This is a genomic window from Streptomyces sp. NPDC004051, assembly GCF_053604275.1.
Genome location: NZ_JBSGHG010000002.1, coordinates 86077 through 103183 on the forward strand (window position 1 = coordinate 86077; position 17107 = coordinate 103183).

General features: G+C 68.9%; 18 protein-coding genes. 9 read left to right on the top strand and 9 right to left on the bottom strand.

Translation table 11 applies throughout. From position 1 onward, the window contains the following. Window positions 1-99: 99 nt before the first annotated feature. On the bottom strand, window positions 100-1914 hold the full coding sequence (gene thiC, locus ACWEQO_RS03935) for a phosphomethylpyrimidine synthase ThiC (RefSeq protein WP_452978630.1): 1815 nt from the start codon (window positions 1912-1914) through the stop codon (window positions 100-102). Window positions 1915-2169: 255 nt separating this feature from the next. Here thiC and ACWEQO_RS03940 point away from each other — a divergent pair, with 255 nt between their 5' ends. Beyond that, window positions 2170-3798, top strand: coding sequence for a YibE/F family protein (locus tag ACWEQO_RS03940; protein WP_452978633.1), 1629 nt, complete (start codon window positions 2170-2172; stop codon window positions 3796-3798). 106 nt (window positions 3799-3904) lie between these two features. Here the strand turns inward: ACWEQO_RS03940 and ACWEQO_RS03945 are convergent, their stop codons facing one another. From ACWEQO_RS03945 to ACWEQO_RS03960, 4 genes are all read right to left on the bottom strand, one after another. Beyond that, entirely contained in the window at window positions 3905-4339 is a 435-nt protein-coding gene (locus ACWEQO_RS03945; protein ID WP_361457245.1) for an SsgA family sporulation/cell division regulator, read from the bottom strand. A gap of 98 nt (window positions 4340-4437) precedes the next feature. Then, complete coding sequence (locus ACWEQO_RS03950) at window positions 4438-5163, bottom strand: IclR family transcriptional regulator (RefSeq protein ID WP_452979158.1); 726 nt, start codon at window positions 5161-5163, stop codon at window positions 4438-4440. Between the two features lie 301 nt (window positions 5164-5464). Then, a complete protein-coding gene (locus ACWEQO_RS03955; protein ID WP_279335024.1) occupies window positions 5465-5677 on the bottom strand; it encodes a DUF5326 family protein in 213 nt (70 codons plus the stop codon). A 149-nt stretch (window positions 5678-5826) separates the two neighbouring features. Further along, entirely contained in the window at window positions 5827-6144 is a 318-nt protein-coding gene (locus ACWEQO_RS03960; RefSeq protein WP_361457249.1) for a cupin domain-containing protein, read from the bottom strand. Window positions 6145-6202: 58 nt separating this feature from the next. Between ACWEQO_RS03960 and ACWEQO_RS03965 the strand changes: the two genes are divergently transcribed. The 6 genes from ACWEQO_RS03965 (at window position 6203) to ACWEQO_RS03990 (ending at window position 10913) form a co-directional block, all read left to right on the top strand. Next, on the top strand, window positions 6203-6580 hold the full coding sequence (locus ACWEQO_RS03965; RefSeq protein WP_361457252.1) for a phage holin family protein: 378 nt from the start codon (window positions 6203-6205) through the stop codon (window positions 6578-6580). 5 nt (window positions 6581-6585) lie between these two features. After that, window positions 6586-7077: a low molecular weight protein-tyrosine-phosphatase gene (locus ACWEQO_RS03970; protein ID WP_452978639.1), complete on the top strand. Its 492-nt coding sequence runs from the start codon at window positions 6586-6588 to the stop codon at window positions 7075-7077. Continuing rightward, complete coding sequence (locus ACWEQO_RS03975; protein ID WP_361457258.1) at window positions 7074-8246, top strand: cystathionine gamma-lyase; 1173 nt, start codon at window positions 7074-7076, stop codon at window positions 8244-8246. The genes ACWEQO_RS03970 and ACWEQO_RS03975 overlap by 4 nt, the downstream gene beginning before the upstream one ends. A gap of 222 nt (window positions 8247-8468) precedes the next feature. Further along, complete coding sequence (locus ACWEQO_RS03980) at window positions 8469-9374, top strand: LysR family transcriptional regulator (protein WP_361457261.1); 906 nt, start codon at window positions 8469-8471, stop codon at window positions 9372-9374. A gap of 89 nt (window positions 9375-9463) precedes the next feature. Beyond that, window positions 9464-9946 carry an NUDIX domain-containing protein gene (locus ACWEQO_RS03985; RefSeq protein ID WP_452978642.1) on the top strand — a complete coding sequence of 161 codons (483 nt, stop codon included), beginning with the start codon at window positions 9464-9466 and terminating at the stop codon, window positions 9944-9946. A gap of 97 nt (window positions 9947-10043) precedes the next feature. Further along, window positions 10044-10913, top strand: a complete 870-nt coding sequence (locus ACWEQO_RS03990) for a GNAT family N-acetyltransferase (RefSeq protein WP_452978645.1) — start codon at window positions 10044-10046, stop codon at window positions 10911-10913. Between the two features lie 68 nt (window positions 10914-10981). Here the strand turns inward: ACWEQO_RS03990 and ACWEQO_RS03995 are convergent, their stop codons facing one another. Together ACWEQO_RS03995 and ACWEQO_RS04000 are read right to left on the bottom strand one after the other, a co-directional pair. Beyond that, window positions 10982-11401, bottom strand: a complete 420-nt coding sequence (locus ACWEQO_RS03995) for a GlcG/HbpS family heme-binding protein (RefSeq protein ID WP_361457371.1) — start codon at window positions 11399-11401, stop codon at window positions 10982-10984. 155 nt (window positions 11402-11556) lie between these two features. Next, a complete protein-coding gene (locus tag ACWEQO_RS04000; protein WP_452978649.1) occupies window positions 11557-12765 on the bottom strand; it encodes an MFS transporter in 1209 nt (402 codons plus the stop codon). 142 nt (window positions 12766-12907) lie between these two features. Here ACWEQO_RS04000 and ACWEQO_RS04005 point away from each other — a divergent pair, with 142 nt between their 5' ends. Together ACWEQO_RS04005 and ACWEQO_RS04010 are read left to right on the top strand one after the other, a co-directional pair. Continuing rightward, window positions 12908-13378 carry a MarR family winged helix-turn-helix transcriptional regulator gene (locus ACWEQO_RS04005; protein WP_361457273.1) on the top strand — a complete coding sequence of 157 codons (471 nt, stop codon included), beginning with the start codon at window positions 12908-12910 and terminating at the stop codon, window positions 13376-13378. Between the two features lie 38 nt (window positions 13379-13416). After that, complete coding sequence (locus ACWEQO_RS04010; protein ID WP_361457276.1) at window positions 13417-13869, top strand: GNAT family N-acetyltransferase; 453 nt, start codon at window positions 13417-13419, stop codon at window positions 13867-13869. A gap of 77 nt (window positions 13870-13946) precedes the next feature. Here the strand turns inward: ACWEQO_RS04010 and ACWEQO_RS04015 are convergent, their stop codons facing one another. Then, on the bottom strand, window positions 13947-15332 hold the full coding sequence (locus tag ACWEQO_RS04015) for a serine hydrolase domain-containing protein (RefSeq protein ID WP_361457279.1): 1386 nt from the start codon (window positions 15330-15332) through the stop codon (window positions 13947-13949). A 24-nt stretch (window positions 15333-15356) separates the two neighbouring features. Beyond that, a complete protein-coding gene (gene dnaB / locus ACWEQO_RS04020) occupies window positions 15357-16835 on the bottom strand; it encodes a replicative DNA helicase (protein WP_202275085.1) in 1479 nt (492 codons plus the stop codon). Window positions 16836-17107 lie beyond the last annotated feature (272 nt).

Here is a 17107-nt window from a genome sequence, read left to right on the forward strand (position 1 = left end):
GAGTTCTGACGTGTGCACTCCCGATCTGAGGGGGGCGGGTTCGAACCCGCCCCCCTCGCCCGTCCAGTCGGTTCAGTCGGCCGGTTCAGTCCGGTCGGTTCAGTCCGTCAACGGCAGGTACACGCGGTTGCCCGCCTCCGCGAACTCCTTCGACTTCTGCAGCATCCCCTCGGCGATCTCCTCGGCCGAGGCGCCCTCCGGCGAGGTGCCGCCGAACCGCTCCGTGATGTTCTGGCTGATCTTCATGGAACAGAACTTCGGCCCGCACATCGAGCAGAAGTGTGCGGTCTTGGCGGGCTCGGCCGGAAGGGTCTCGTCGTGGAACTCCCGTGCCGTGTCCGGGTCGAGGGCGAGGTTGAACTGGTCCTCCCAACGGAACTCGAAGCGCGCGTCGGACAACGCGTCGTCCCACTCCTGCGCACCCGGATGTCCCTTGGCCAGGTCGGCGGCATGGGCGGCGATCTTGTAGGTGATGACACCGGTCTTGACGTCATCACGGTTGGGCAGGCCGAGATGCTCCTTGGGGGTGACGTAACAGAGCATGGCGGTGCCCCACCAGGCGATCATCGCGGCACCGATGCCGGAGGTGATGTGGTCGTACGCGGGCGCAACGTCCGTCGTCAGCGGGCCGAGCGTGTAGAACGGGGCCTCCTCGCAGATCTCCTGCTGGAGGTCGATGTTCTCCTTGATCTTGTGCATCGGGACGTGTCCCGGGCCCTCGATCATGGTCTGCACGTTCAGGCGCTTCGCGGTCCGGTTGAGTTCCCCGAGTGTGCGCAACTCGGCGAACTGGGCCTGGTCGTTGGCGTCCGCGATCGACCCCGGCCGGAGCCCGTCGCCGAGCGAGTAGGTGACGTCGTACGTCGCGAGGATCTCGCAGAGCTCCTCGAAGTTCTCGTACAGGAACGACTCCTTGTGGTGCGCCAGACACCACGCCGCCATGATCGAGCCGCCCCGCGAGACGATGCCCGTCTTGCGGTTGGCGGTCAGCGGCACATACGCCAGCCGTACGCCCGCATGAACCGTCATGTAGTCCACGCCCTGCTCGGCCTGCTCGATCACCGTGTCCTTGTAGATCTCCCAGGTCAGTTCCTCGGCCCTGCCGTCGACCTTCTCCAGCGCCTGGTAGAGCGGCACGGTACCGATGGGGACGGGGGAGTTGCGCAGCACCCACTCCCGGGTGGTGTGGATGTTGCGGCCGGTGGACAGGTCCATGACCGTGTCGGCCCCCCAGCGGGTCGCCCAGGTCATCTTCTCCACCTCCTCCTCGATGGAGGAGGTCACCGCGGAGTTCCCGATGTTGGCGTTGACCTTCACCAGGAACCGCTTGCCGATGATCATCGGCTCGGTCTCCGGATGGTTGACGTTGGCGGGCAGCACCGCGCGGCCCGCCGCGATCTCCTCACGCACGACCTCCGGCGACACGTTCTCCCGGATGGCCACGTACTCCATCTCGGGCGTGACCTCGCCGCGGCGTGCGTACGCCAGCTGCGTGACCGCCTCACCCGCGCGACCGCGGCGCGGCTGACGGGGCCGGCCCGGGAACACCGCATCGAGGTTGCGCAGGCCGCCGCGCGGCGAGGTGTGCCTGATTCCGTCGTCCTCGGGCCGGACGGGACGGCCCGCGTACTCCTCGGTGTCGCCGCGCGCGATGATCCAGTTCTCCCGCAGCGGCGCCAGCCCCCTGCGTACATCGGTGTCGACCAGGGGGTCGGTGTACGGGCCCGAGGTGTCGTACAGCGTGACCGACTGGCCGTTGGTGAGGTGCACCTGACGGACCGGCACCCGTAGATCGGGGCGTGTGCCCTCGACGTACGCCTTGTGCCAGCCGATGGACTTCCCTGCTTCCCTCTGCTCCGACGTCTCCGTCGGGTTCTGCGTGGAGGCAGGCGTGCGTGCGTCCTTGTTGGTCATGAGACCTACTCCCTACGCCGGCATTACCCGGTAACAGGTTCAGCGGTCGACGCAGCGGTTTCCGTCGGTCGGCGTTCCGTGGGGAACATCACTCGTGCAGCAGTGATGTTTCATGTGAAACGTCGTTGGGACGGAGGTCAGCGCCCTCTCAGCCCGGTGCTCCGAGCTCCCGCGTGTACAAAAGGTGCCCCTACGCTAGCGTCGATTCTGGCGCGGTGACCAGAGGGCCCTCGTTGTTCTTGCGATGATCGGGCGGTGACCTCGACGCAACATCCCCCGTACCCACCGCCCGAACCACCCCTCGGCTCCGGCGCTCGAAACGGCGGCGGCCGTGGGAGAGAGCCCTCCGTCGGCAACCGCATGGACCAGGGCGACGGCCGGGGAGACGGACCCGGCTCCGGAGACTGGTTCGGGCACGGGCACGGGCACGGAGTCGGCCGCCCGGGCCACGACCGGGACCCGGAGCCGGGCGGCCGCCCCGACCGCGGCCCGAGCGGCGGTGGCCACGGCGGTGGCCACGGCGGCCCCCCTCCGAGCGGCGACGGGCACGACCACGGCCCGGACTCCGGCGGCGGGCACGGCCACTCGCACGGGCACAGTCACGGTCACGGCCCCGCCGCCCCCGTCTCGAAGCACCTGCGCAAGGTCATCGCGGCAATCCTCATCCCGTTCACCGCGGCGGTGCTGATCGGCCTCGTCGTGCTGTGGCCGGGCGGCGCACCGGGGCACGAGCGCACCGGTGTCGGTTTCGACCGGCAGACGCAGCAGGCCACGGTCACCGAAGTGGTCGAGGTGAGCTGTTCCTCCGTCAACGCGTCCGGAGGCGTCCCGACCGGCGACACCTCGACGGCCGAGGGATCCTCCGCGCAGCAGCAGGCGGACGGCACGTGCAAGAGAGCGACGATCCGGGTCGACAGCGGCCCGGACAAGGGCCGCACGTTCACCGAGATCGTGCAGCCGGACCAGTCCCGTCAGCTGAGCGAGGGGCAGGAGGTCGTGGTCGCCTACGAACCTTCCGCTCCGAAGGACCTGCAGTACTCGGTCGCCGACGTGAACCGGCGTCTCCCCCTGACTCTGCTCGCCGGTATCTTCGCGGTCGCCGTCGTGGCCGTCGGGCGGCTGCGCGGCATGATGGCACTGATCGCGCTGGCGGTCAGCTTCCTGGTGCTGAACTTCTTCATCCTGCCCGCCATTCTCCAGGGATCGAACCCACTGGTCGTGGCGGTGGTGGGGGCGAGCGCCATCATGCTGCAGGCCCTGTATCTCTGTCACGGACTGTCGGCGCGCACCTCCGTGGCGGTGCTCGGCACGCTGGTCTCGCTGCTGCTGATCGGCATTCTGGGCTCGGTCTTCATCGACTGGGCCGCGCTGACCGGCAACACCGACGACAACACCGGCCTGATCCACGGCCTGTACCCCGACATCGACATGAGTGGCCTGTTGCTGGCCGGCATCATCATCGGATCGCTCGGCGTGCTCGACGACGTGACGGTCACCCAGACGTCGTCCGTCTGGGAACTGCACGAGGCCAACCCGTCGATGGGCTGGCGGGGGCTGTACCGCGCGGGCATCCGCATCGGCCGCGATCACATCGCGTCCGTGGTCAACACCCTCGTTCTCGCCTACGCGGGTGCCGCGTTGCCGTTGCTGCTGTTGTTCTCCATCGCACAGAGCAGTGTGGGAACGGTCGCCAACAGCGAGCTGGTGGCGGAGGAGATCGTGCGTACGCTGGTCGGCTCGATCGGCCTGGTGGCCGCGGTGCCGGTCACCACTGCTCTGGCCGCCCTGGTGGTCTCGGCCGACCGTCCGGCGGGGCGGACCCCCGGGGAGGACGTCCGGGCGGCGCCGGCGCGGAGCGGGAGGGGCAGGCGCCGGAAGCGGTGACCGGCCCGGCGGGGCAGCCCGTCCACTGACGCAAAAGCGTTCCTGCACCGAGGTGGCGGAACACGGTGAACGGTTCCGCCACCGGCTGTCCGCGTGGCGGAATCCTTCACCCGGCGCTCTGCTCCGCCAGGATGCGGTCCAGCGCGTCGTCGAGATGGGCGTCGAAGTCGGCGAGCGCTCCTTCCTGGCCCAGCGGCACCAGCTTGTCGGTGCGGTCGAGGAAGGCCACGAGCGGCGCCGTCGACGAACGGAACAGCGCGTGGTCGCCACCGACCTGAAGCCGGATCAACACCTCGCCCAGCATGTCGGGTTCGACCGGTGACACCCTCACATCACCCTCGCCGCACGGTCTGCCGACACCGTCGATCAGCAACTCTCGGCCGAACGCCCAGGTCACAGGCGCGTCACCAGGGAGATGGAAGGTCAGCCGCACGGCATAGGGATCACAGGTGTCATAGCGAAGCTCCACCGGGATGCGGAAGGACAACTCCTCCGACACGAGAAAGCTCATCATGACCTCTGCCTGTACGGACTCGCGCATCGCCTACCCCGTCATTAGCTGCGGACCAGCCGGGAATGAACCCCTGACACTGAGTGAATCTTGCTCAACGTACACGGTGAATCACAAGGAGTGAGTTTTCAGATAGTGATAGGGAGTCCCAGCGGCCCGAGCAGACGGCCCACTTCCGCCTGCAGTTGCTGCGCGGCGGGGAGCAGTCGGTGGGCCTGCTGCGCGGGCAGGGAGATGGCGACCGTCGCGGCCGTGGTGCCGGCCGTGATCGGGACGGCCGCGCACACCGTGCCCAGGGCGTATTCCTGCCGCTCGATCACCGGTTCCATGCGCCGGGTCCGCTCCAGGCGCCGGAGAAAGCCGTGCCCGTCGCGCACGGTGTACGGCGTGACGGGCTGCACGGGGAAGCGGTCGAGGTGGTCGCGGCGGGCAGCCTCGCTGAGCTGGGACAGCAGGCACTGTCCGATGGCGTGTGCGTGGCCGGTCTCCCGGAAGTCCGCCCATTCCTGGACCGCGGGATTGCCGGGAGTGTCGGAGACGCACACGAGGTCGATCTCGCCCTCGCGGTACACCGCGTAGTACACGGGAGCCCCGATCGCGTCACGCCACCGCGCGAGCGCGTCGACGACCGTGCTGCGACGTTTCTGCGGGGCTCCGCTGCTGCTCAGTTGCTCGGCTGCGGCGCCGAGGAAGAACAGCCCTTTGTCACGGCGCAGATAGCCCTCGTGCACAAGGGTGCGCAGCAGGTGGTACGTCGTGGGAAGGGCCAACCCGGTCTCGCGGGCCAGCTGTTTGGCCGGGGCTCCGCACTCGTGTCCGGCGACGGATTCGAGCAGGCGCATCGCGCGCTGCACGGAGCCGATGAGGGTGGCGGGTGGCGCCGGTTCGGCGACTGCCCGCGCATGGGGCTGGCAGGGAACGGCGGGCAGATGTGCGGTGACGGTGTCAGCCGTGGCCAAGGGTCACTCCCGAAGCGAGGGGGCAGCCCGTGCGGGGAACACGGGTGGGGGTGTGCGCCGCTCGCGGGGATCACCCCCACGTGGCGTTCCGGACTCTAACCCTCTGTCACCGCACGTGGACGGTCCGTCCGGGAAACTTCCCCCGGCCGAGGGAACCGGTGTCGCTCGTTACCGCTTCACCGGCTCCCCGCGGGGCTCACCAGTCGCCGCGCGACGACGAACTCGACGTGAACTTCCGTACGACGTAGATGAGTCCGCCGACCAGGGCGGCGAACACCAGCACCTTGAAGAGCAGACCGATCACGAAGCCGACCACGCTCGCTATCAGCCCCCCGAACACGACCAGGGCGATGACCGGCACCGCGATCCACTTCACCCACCACGGCAGTCCCGTGAAGATCTCTCGCATCGCCTTCGTCCTTACCTCTCCGCCCGTCTCGTGCCGGGTCGCGTGAATGATGTCCTGCACTCGATGCTAGGTCGCCAGGAGCCCCGCCGGGGGCCTCGGATCCCTTGTCCTCCCCTGACCGGTCCCCTAGGGAACCCCGAGACCGCGGTTCAGCTCTCGGGGGGAGAGAACACCACCAGGACCCGCAGATCCTCACTGATGTGATGGAACTTGTGCGCGACGCCCGCCGGCACGTACACCACGCTGCCGCGTGCCACCTGCGTGGTCTCCATGCCGACGGTGATCGACGCCCTGCCGCTGACGACGAAGTACACCTCGTCCTGGTTGTGCGGCTGCTGCGGATCCTGCCCGCCCGCGTCCAGGGCGTACAGGCCGACCGACATGTTCCGCTCCCGCAGGAACTGAAGGTACGCGCCCTCGTTGGCGGCGCGTTCGGCCTCCAGTTCGTCCAGCCGGAATGCCTTCATAGCCTGTCCGCCCCTGCCTCACTGCTCATGCCCGGTCCTGTCTGCCACGATCAGACACATGAAGAATTTCGTAGTCAAGACGATCGCCAACGCCGCTGCCCTCGCAGTGGCGGTGTGGCTGATCGACAAGATCACCCTCACAGGTGACAGCACGGGCAAGGAAATCGGCACCCTCATACTCGTCGCATTGATCTTCGGCGTGGTGAACTTCCTGGTCAAGCCGATCGTGCAGCTCCTGAGCCTCCCGTTGCTCGTCCTGACGCTCGGGTTGTTCACCCTGGTGGTGAACGCGCTGATGCTGCTGCTCACCTCCTGGCTGGCCGACCAGTTCGACCTGAGTTTCCATGTGGAGGGCTTCTGGACTGCCGTGCTGGGCGGTCTGGTCGTCTCGGTCGTCTCCTGGGCCCTCAACGTCGTTCTGCCCGACGGGGACTGAGCACCGTGGCGTACCGCGTCTGTTTCGTCTGCACCGGAAACATCTGCCGCTCCCCGATGGCCGAGTCCGTCTTCCGCGCACGTGTCGTGGAGGCCGGCCTCGACGGCACGGTCGAGGTGGACAGCGCCGGCACCCACGGCTGGCACGAGGGCGACGGTGCCGATCCCCGCGCGGTGGCCGTCCTGGAGGAGAACGGCTACGCCGCGGACCACACGGCCCGGCAGTTCGCCCCGTCGTGGTTCGCCCGTCTCGATCTCGTCGTCGCGCTCGACACGGGCCACCTGGAAACACTGCGCCGCCTGGCACCCACCCCGCAGGACGCGGCCAAAGTGCGCCTGCTGCGCTCGTACGACCCCGGGGCGGGCGATGATCTCGACGTACCGGACCCGTACTACGGAGGCGCGGACGGCTTCGTCGCATGTCTTGAGATGGTGGAGGCGGCCAGTACCGGGCTGCTCACCGCGGTACGAGAGCAGACGGAAGGACCAGCGGCATGAGCGATTCCACGACGGACGGCGGCTACGGGACGGACCCGAGGGGGACCTCCCCCGGTGACGGCACCCGCGCGGTGCGGGCCGGACTGCCCGAGCCGGTCAAGCACGAACCGACCCTGCCCGGCCCCGTCTTCGCCGCCCATTTCCACCTGCCCGGCGACCCCACCGGCCCCTACACCTACGGCCGGGACGAAAACCCCACCTGGACACTGCTGGAGCAGGCCATCGGGGAGCTGGAGGCACCGGGGCAGGACGGCACCGAGACCCTGGTGTTCGCCTCGGGCATGGCCGCGATCTCCTCGGTGCTCTTCTCGCAGCTGCGCACCGGGGACACGGTCGTCCTTCCGGACGACGGCTATCAGGCGCTGCCCCTGGTGCGCACCCAGCTGGAGGCGTACGGGATCGAGGTGCGTACCGCACCGACCGGCGGCGACGCCCAGCTCGACGTCCTCGACGGCGCGCGGCTGCTGTGGATCGAGACGCCGTCCAACCCCGGGCTCGACGTGTGCGACGTGCGGCGACTCGCGGAGGCGGCACACGCGCGCGGTGCACTGGTCGCCGTCGACAACACGCTCGCGACACCGCTCGGCCAGCGCCCGCTGGAGCTCGGCGCCGACTTCGCCGTGGCCAGCGGAACCAAACAACTCACCGGCCACGGGGACGTCCTCCTGGGGTACGTCGCCGGCCGTGACGCCGAGGCGATGGCCGCCGTGCGCCGCTGGCGCAAGATCGTCGGTGCCGTCCCCGGCCCCATGGAGGCGTGGCTCGCGCACCGCTCGATCGCCACCCTCCAGTTGCGGGTCGACCGGCAGAACGCCACCGCGCTGACGCTCGCTCGGGCCCTGCGGGAACGGCGCGAGGTGACGGGGCTGCGCTATCCGGGGCTGCCGGACGATCCCTCGCACCGGGTCGCCTCACAGCAGATGCGGCGCTTCGGGTGCGTGGTGTCCTTCACACTGCCCACGCGCGCGCGTGCGGACCGTTTCCTCGACGCGCTGCGGCTCGTGGAGACCGCGACCAGTTTCGGCGGTGTGCGGTCCACGGCCGAGCGACGCGGTCGCTGGGGCGGGGACGCGGTCCCGGAGGGCTTCATCCGTTTCTCCGTCGGCGCCGAGGATCCCGCCGACCTGGTGGCGGACGTGCTGCGCGCTCTGGACGAAGCGGCCGCCTGACCGGCCCGTTCGAGCAGGTGACAGGCGTCTGCTCCGGACGACGGACGGTCCGAGCCTCCCCCCTCGTGGCTCGGACCGCCCTCGGTTCTGCGCGCGAAGAACCGCGTGACCAAGGCTAGTTGACTCAGTGTCAGTGTCCAATCACCGTAGCGACAGCGACCTATCGACATATTTATAGTTGGGCCTGGGTGGCAACGGGGCTGACGAAGAGGAGGGCGCGCTGTGGACCTGGCCTTGTTGCGGACCTTCGTGACCGTGCACCGAGCCGGCTCCTTCACCCGGGCCGCCGCCCTGCTCGGCCTCTCCCAGCCGGCCGTGACCTCACAGATACGGACCCTGGAACGACAGCTGGGCCGGCCCCTCTTCCTGCGGCAGGCCCGCGGTGTGACCCCGACGACCATCGGCGACGAACTCGCCCACAAGGCAGCGCCGCATCTCGACGCTCTGGTGGAGATCACCGAGACCGGACTCGAAGAGGACTCCTCCTCGCGGACACTGCACCTGGCAGGGCCTCTCGAGTTCACTGCCGAGCGGGCGGTGCCCGCACTCACTGCGCTGACCCGCGAGAACGGTCACAGCTTCGCCCTGCGCACCTCCTTCGGGACCGCCGAGGAGACATTGGAAGGGCTGGCCGCGGGGCGGCATGACCTGGCCATCAGCACGGTCCGGCCACGCGGCACGCTGTTCTCGGCGACCGCGCTCTGCGACGAGGAGCACGTCCTGGTCGCCGCGCCCCGCTGGGCTCGGCAAGCCGGCTCCGACAGGCTCCACCGCACCGGGGGGTCCGTGCTGGAGCAGATCCCGGTGATCGAGGTGCACGAGTCACTTCCCCTCGTATCCCGCTACTGGGCCTCCGTCTTCGATTCCCGCCCCGCCACCCCGGGCACCGTCATCGTTCCGGACCTGCGCGCGGTGCTGGCCTGCGTCGCCGCGGGCGCCGGGCTGGCCGTACTGCCCCGGTACCTGTGTACGGCCGCACTCGAGCGCGGAGAGGTGATCGCGCTGCACGAGCCCGCCGTGCCACCGCTGCGCACGTACTTCCTGGTGGTCCGGAACGGCACGCTGGCGATGCCGCATGTCGCACGCGCTCATGAGTGGTTGCAGCAGACAGCCACCGACTGGTGCTGACCCTTCGACCGCGCGGCTCATCCGGGAAAAACGGCCGATGGCGTGTCGTGCGATGTTTCACGTGGAACAAGCTGGGCCACATTTCCTCCATGACCGTCCGACCCGTGGTCAAGCGCACCGCTCGTGCCGTCCTGCTGGACGGTGACCACCTGATCCTGATCAAACGGACCAAGCCCGGCGTGGATCCCTACTGGGTCACCCCCGGGGGAGGAGTCGAGCCGGGGGACCCGACCGTCGTCGACGCCCTGCACCGGGAGGTGTACGAGGAACTCGGCGCCAAGATCACCGACGTGGTGCCCTGCTTCGTCGACACGGTGGAGCACATCGGCGAGGACGGTGGCGCCACCGGTGTGAAGGTGCAGCATTTCTTCGTCTGCCGTCTGAAGTCCATGGATCCCTCATTGCGACACGGTCCGGAGGTCGACGAGCCCACCGGCGAGTACCAGATCGTCCGTGTGCCCTTCACCCGCGTGGGCATCGCCTCCGTCCATCTCGTCCCGTTGTCACTACGGCACTACCTGGACGGCAACATCGAAGGCGTACGCGCCATGCACGCTCCCGACCTGGGATGACCCTCGGGCACCACCCGGAGGACACCGGCTCGTGGGCTTCCCGGAGATCCCGGAAACGGGTGGACACCAACAGCCTCTGTCGGACAGCCTGACCTGCGTGCCGACAGCCTCCCTTGCTTCTCTGCCCATCCGTCGCCTCACCCTCCGCGATCTCTCGGCCTGCGCCGATCTGTCCGAGAACCGCGGGTGGCCGCGTGAGGAGCACAAGTGGGGACTTCTTCTCTCCACGGGGAAGGGTCATGGGATCGACGATCCCGACGGCGGTCTGGGCGCCGCCTGTGTCGTCACCGAGTACGGCCCTCAGGAGCACCCCGTGCTCGGGGCCGTCGGTATGGTCCTGGTCGCCGAACGGCATGCCCGCCAGGGCATCGGACGCCGGCTGATGCGCCACGTCATGTCGGCGATGAGCGCCACGCCCCTGACCCTGCACGCGACACCGAACGGCCTCCCGCTCTACGAGGAGCTCGGTTTCAAGGTCATCGGCCGGGCGGAGATGCTCCGTGGGCACTTCGTCCCGAACCGGGCAGAGGTGTCAGGGGCCTTCACCCGCACCGCCACCGCCGCGGACCTGCCCGCCCTCCTCCGGCTCGACGAGGAGGTGTTCGGGGCGGACCGTACACACATCGTCACCCGACTTCCCTCATTCGCCGACCAGGTGCGCGTGGCCGAGGAGGACGGCCGGATCATCGGTTACGCGGCCGCGTGGCCCAATATGGACACCCATGTCGTGGGCCCGCTGATCGCCCGTGACACCCCTACCGCCATGGCACTCCTCGCTTCTCTCGCCGCTCACACCGACCGGCCGCTGCGGACGGACATCGATGTACGGCATGGAGAGCTGCTGGCCTGGGCGAAGGAGCATGGTCTGGCGTCCGTCGCCTTCAACGCGGTCATGACGTACGGGATCACGGACCTGCCCGGGGACTGGACCCGAAGGTTCGCCCCCGTGACGGTCGCGGCCGGCTGAGGTCTCCGGACACGACGGCGCCGGTTCCCGAAGGTTTCGGGAACCGGCGTGCTGTGCGGGACCGCCCGTCAGTCGAGGGCGTCCACGGCGGCCGTGGCGAAGGAGTGGTCCTGCTCCGGCGCACCGCCGCCGACGCCGACCGCGCCGATCAGACGGCCGCCGCGCCGGACGGGCACACCGCCGGCGATGAACAGCAGCGGCCGGTCCAGTGCGGTGGGCAGGGTGTGGAAGAGCCCTCCCGGCTGCACCGCCTCGACGAGGTCCGCGGTGGGCGCGTCCAGCTGAAGCGCGGTGTACGCCTTGCGGGTGCTGGTCTCACCGGAGATCAGCACGGCGCGGTCGTCCCGCCGGAAAGCGAGCAGATGCCCTCCCGCGTCCAGGACGGTCACGCTGACCGTGACCCCGGCGGCCTCGGCAGCCCGGTGCGCGGCCGCGACCAGGGCTTCGGCGTCGGCGGTGGTGAGCGGGGCGACAGCGGTGGTGGTCATGAACAAGCACTCCTTGGTGTACGGGCGATGCCGGGTGGTGGCGATGACGTCGGTGGTCGTGGTGACGTCGGTGGTCGTGGTGAGGAAGTCGGCCGGGGACGGCCGAGGACAGGAGGGTGAGGACGGTGCCGGGCTCGTCCTCACCGGCGTTCGGATCAACGGGGGACCGAGGTCCGCTGTCCGGCGGGCACCGGGCCTGCGCCCCGGGCGCTGGAGACCTTGCCCCGGTGGTCGAGGGCGGCGGACACGAAGGCCAGCAGCAGGGCACCCGCCGCGAGGACGGCGCCGACCCAGTTGGGAGCGGTGTAACCGAGCCCTGCCGCGATCACCAGACCACCGAGCCACGCGGCCAGGGCGTTGCCGAGGTTGAAGGCGCCGATGTTCATGGCCGAGGCCAGGGTGGGAGCGCCGTGGGCCTGGTCGAGAACCCGCTTCTGCAGGGGCGGGACGGTGGCGAAGCCCAGGCCGCCGATCAGGACGATCGTGACGGCTGCCAGGACCGTGTGGTGCGCGGTCAGCGTGAAGAGCGCCAGAACGACGGCGAGAGCGCCCAGGGACACGTACAGCATGGGCATCAGAGCGCGATCCGCGTACTTGCCGCCGATGAGATTGCCCCCGACCATGCCGAGGCCGAAGAGGACCAGCAGCCAGGTGACGGCCCCGTCGGCGAAGCCCGCCACCTGCGTCATCATCGGCGCGATGTAGGTGATGGCCGCGAAGACGCCACCGAAGCCCAGCACGGTCATCGCCATGGCCAGCAGGACCTGGACGTTCTTGAACGCGGCCAGTTCATGACGCAGCCGTACGCCCTCCGGCCGGGGAAGGTCGGGAACGAGCTTGGCGATGCCGACCAGACCGACGGCACCGAGCACGGCGACGATCCCGAACGTGACGCGCCAGCCGGCGGACTGGCCGACGAGAGTGCCCAGAGGAACGCCGACGACATTGGCGACGGTCAGCCCGGTGAACATCAGGGCGATGGCTCCGGCCTTCTTGTCGGGGGCGACCAGGTCGGCCGCGACCACGGAGCCGATGCCGAAGAAGGCACCGTGGGCCAGCGAGGCGACCACCCGCCCGAGCAGCATGACACCGAAGGCGGGAGCCAGCGCCGAGAGCAGATTCCCGGCGATGAACAGGCCCATCAGCAGCATCAGCATCCGCTTGCGGGAGACCTTGGTGCCGAACACGGTCATCAGCGGGGCACCGAACACGACGCCCAGGGCGTAGCCGGTCACCAGATGGCCGGCGGTGGGGATGGAGACCCCGAAGTCACCTGCGACCTCGGGCAGCAAACCCATGATCACGAACTCCGTCGTTCCGATCCCGAAGGCCCCGATCGCGAGGGCGAGGAGCGCGAGAGGCATGAGGGAAACAGACCTTTCAACTGATTGCGCAAGCGCCTTACGAGCAAGGACAATAGTTGCGGACGCGGGTTATTTGCAAGCGCGGTCTATTTCGGTCTTGCTCTACCCTGGCCTCAGCAGCTCCTGAACGGAGGGAACGCCCATGACCGCCACGGACCCCGCACTGACCGCCCTCACCCAGGGCTGGTGCGCGCTCTCGCTGCTGCACGGGAGGATCGAGGCCCACATCGAGCGGGCTCTCCAGGCTCAGCACGATCTGAGCGTGCGGGAGTACTCCCTGCTGGACGTCCTGAGCCGACAGCACGACGGCGTCGGGGGGCACCTCCAGATGAAGCAGGTGGCCGACGCGGTCGTACTCAGCCAGAGCGCCACCACCCGCCTGGTCACCCGGCTCGAGAACCGCGGCCTGTTGGAGCGCTACCTGTGCCCCACGGACCGGCGCGGCATCTACACCAACGTCACGCAGGCCGGTCTCCTGCTGCTGGAGAAGGCGCGGCCGACCAATGACTCCGCACTGCGCGAGGCTCTCGACGCGGCGGCGAAGAACCCCGAGCTGGCCCCGCTGGTCCGCGCAGTGGAGACACTGAAGACATCGACATCGGTACCTGCATGAGGCAACCGCCCGGGCGCATTTCTGCATAGGGTGCGGCCATGGGAGATCTTGAGATACGCCCCGCGGCCGCCGGCGACATCCCGGCGATCGTCGACATGCTCGCGGACGACCCCTTGGGCGCACAGCGCGAATCCCCGGACGACCATCGTCCGTACCTGGCTGCTCTGGAGCGGCTCAGCTCCGATCCCAACCAGCATCTGGTCGTCGCGGTCCGTCAAGGCCGTGTCGTCGGCACGCTCCAACTCACCATCGTCCCCGGGCTGTCCCGGCGCGGTTCCACGAGGTCGATCATCGAAGGCGTCCGCGTCCACACCGAGGAGCGCGGCAGCGGCCTCGGGACCCGGCTCATCGAGTGGGCCATCGACGAGTCCCGCCACCAGGGCTGCCAGTTGGTCCAGCTGACCTCCGACAGCACCCGCGCCGACGCCCACCGCTTCTATGAGCGGCTCGGCTTCTCGGCTTCCCACGTGGGGTTCAAGCTCGCGCTGTGAAGGCGGACAGGAGGCCCGTTTCACGTGAAACAGGCCTCCCGTGCAGGATTCCGTGCCGCCGGGCCTGTCCGACGGGCCTATCCGATGCCCCGCCATCCCTCGGGATCCACTCCGCCCGGCACAGAAGCCTCTTCGTCATACGGCCGACGGGTGAACACGAAGGACCCGAGGTCCAGATGGCTCACCGATCCGTCGGGCCGCCGTACGGGTCTCAGGAGCTCTCCGGCGTAGTAACCCTCCAGCCCTGTCCAGGTACCGTCGCCGTTCGATCGGAAACCCGAACCACGGCCCTTGCCGGACAGCGGCTCCAGCGACACCAGCCCGTCGGCCGACAGCCGCAGGGCAAAGCCGAGCGTCCCCCAGTACCACTGCCCCACCAACTCCAGCACAGCGGAGTCCGCCTCCCGCAACGGCCGCCAGGGCGCGGGGACACGGGGTTCCGCCTCGGCTACGATCCGAACGAGATCGGCGGCGACCGGGAAGAGCAGCGGCCCGGACGTGCAGTTGGCCAGGACCACCGCAGCTACGTCGTCCTCCATGCTCATCACAAGACAGGCGAGGAAGCCCGGCAGTGATCCGGTGTGCCCGATGAGGGCCCGCCCGTCCTGGTGACGCACCTCCATTCCCAGGCCGTACGCATAGCCGCTTGCCACCTCCGCCGCCTCCGTCGGTGCCGCCGGCCTCCTCATCTCTCGCAACGATCCGATACCCAGCACCTGTTCGTCGCCATGAGCCAGGAACGCGGCAAAGCGCGCCAAGTCGTTCGTGGTGGACCAGAGTTGCCCCGCCGGCGCCATCCGCCCGAGGTCCTCGACGGGCTCACGCTGCATCACGTCCGCCCACGGATGCACCGCCCAGCCCTCCGCATACGGTGCCTGCGGGTGCACACCCGTCCGATGCAGGCTCAAGGGCTCGAGTACTTCACGTCGGAGAACGGTCTCCCACGAGGCACCGCGCACCTTCTCCACGAGCGCGCCGAGCAACGCGTATCCGGGGTTCGAGTAGTGGAACCGCCTGCCGACCGGGTGCACCAGGGGGTGCTCGCCCAGGACGTCGGCGAGGCCCGGCCGCAGGGAACCAGGAGTCCGCTCCCACCAGGGGCCCGGCGTCTCAGCCGCCAGACCACCGGTGTGCGCGAGCAGTTCGGCGATGGTCGCCCTCCCCGCGCCCGTGCCCGGCAGGTACCTCTCCAACGGCTCGCCGAGGTCGATCGCCCCCTCGTCACGCAGCCGGAGCACCAGAACGGCGGTGAAGGTCTTGGTGAGGGAACCGATCCGGTACTGCGTGTTCCCGTCCGGCGCGTCCCCCTCCAGCGACGTCCGCGCACCCGTCCACACCGCTTCTCCGTCCCGCACCACGGTCGCGACGAGAGACGGTGCCCGCTCTTCGGCCTGGGCGACGGCGATCCGGCGCAGCAACGCCCGACGCGTACCGGCCAGCAGTTCTTCCCGAGGTGTCGTCATGTCCTCAGTTCAGCAGGAATCCGATCAGGTCTGCGCCATGTCCACGAAACGTGAGTAATGCCCCTGGAAGGCGACCGTGATCGTCGCCGTCGGACCGTTTCGGTGCTTGGCCACGATCAGGTCGGCCTCACCCGCACGCGGGGACTCCTTCTCGTACGCGTCCTCGCGGTGCAACAGGATGACCATGTCGGCGTCCTGCTCGATGGAGCCGGACTCCCGCAGGTCGGAGACCATCGGCTTCTTGTCGGTGCGCTGCTCGGGACCACGGTTGAGCTGGGAGAGCGCGATGACCGGCAGTTCCAGTTCCTTGGCGAGCAGCTTGAGGTTGCGGGACATGTCCGAGACCTCCTGCTGGCGGCTCTCCGCCCGCTTGGAACCGCCGGACTGCATCAGCTGGAGGTAGTCGATGACGACCAGTCTCAGGTCGTTGCGCTGCTTCAGCCGACGGCACTTGGCACGGATCTCCATCATCGACAGGTTCGGGGAGTCGTCGATGTAGAGCGGCGCCGCCGATACGTCCGGCATCCGGCGCGCCAGGCGGGTCCAGTCCTCGTCGGTCATCGTGCCGGACCGCATGTGGTGCAGGGCGACCCGGGCCTCGGCGGACAGCAGGCGCATCGCGATCTCGTTGCGCCCCATCTCGAGGGAGAAGACGACACTCGGCAGGTTGTGCCTGATCGACGCCGCACGGGCGAAGTCCAGCGCGAGCGTCGACTTGCCCATCGCGGGACGCGCGGCGATGACGATCATCTGCCCGGGGTGCAGACCGTTGGTGAGCGAGTCGAAGTCGGTGAACCCCGTGGGCACACCGGTCATCTCACCGCTGCGCGAACCGATCGCCTCGATCTCGTCGAGCGCGCCCTCCATGATGTCGCCGAGCGGCAGGTAGTCCTCACTCGTGCGCTGTTCGGTGACGGCGTAGATCTCGGCCTGCGCACGGTTGACGATCTCGTCGACGTCGTCGTCGGCCGCGTATCCCATCTGGGTGATGCGGGTACCGGCTTCGACCAGGCGGCGCAGCACGGCGCGCTCGTGCACGATCTCCGCGTAGTACGCCGCGTTGGCCGCCGTGGGCACCGTCTGGACGAGGGTGTGCAGGTACGAGGCCCCGCCGACCTTGTTGATCTCACCGCGCTTGGTCAGCTCCGCGGCGATCGTGATGGGGTCGGCCGGCTCACCCTTCGCATACACGTCGAGGATGGCCGTGTAGACGGTTTCGTGAGCCGGTTTGTAGAAGTCGTGGCCCTTGAGGATCTCGACGACATCCGCGATGGCGTCCTTGGAGAGCAGCATGCCGCCCAGAACGGACTGCTCGGCCTCCAGGTCCTGCGGCGGCACCCGCTCGAAAGCGGCGCCCCCGCCGTCCCATGCTCCGGAGTCCCGGCCGCGGTCGTGCTGGTCCTCGCGGCCCCTGCCTCCGTCGTCACGGCGGCGGGAGGCAGGCAGACGATCGCTGGGGCCGCTGTCGGCCCACGGGTCGTCCAAGGGCTCGGAAATGCTCACCGAGCCACCTCCTCCCGTCCGCCGAGCGGACCTAGCCGTGGCCCTCTTTCTACGGCACGGCGCTGACAAATAGGACGCCCGACTCCGGTTGTCGCGCGCCGGATTTGCGGCCTTTCGGCCACCGGCGGACGGAGCGGGCGCCGGACCACCGTAGGCCCGTATGCACCGTCAGCCAATCTGGTTATCCACAGGCCCTGTGGATGAATGGGCCAATGCTGTGGAGAAGTCCGCCAAACCTGTGCACGATCCGGTGGACAGCCCTGTGAACAAGG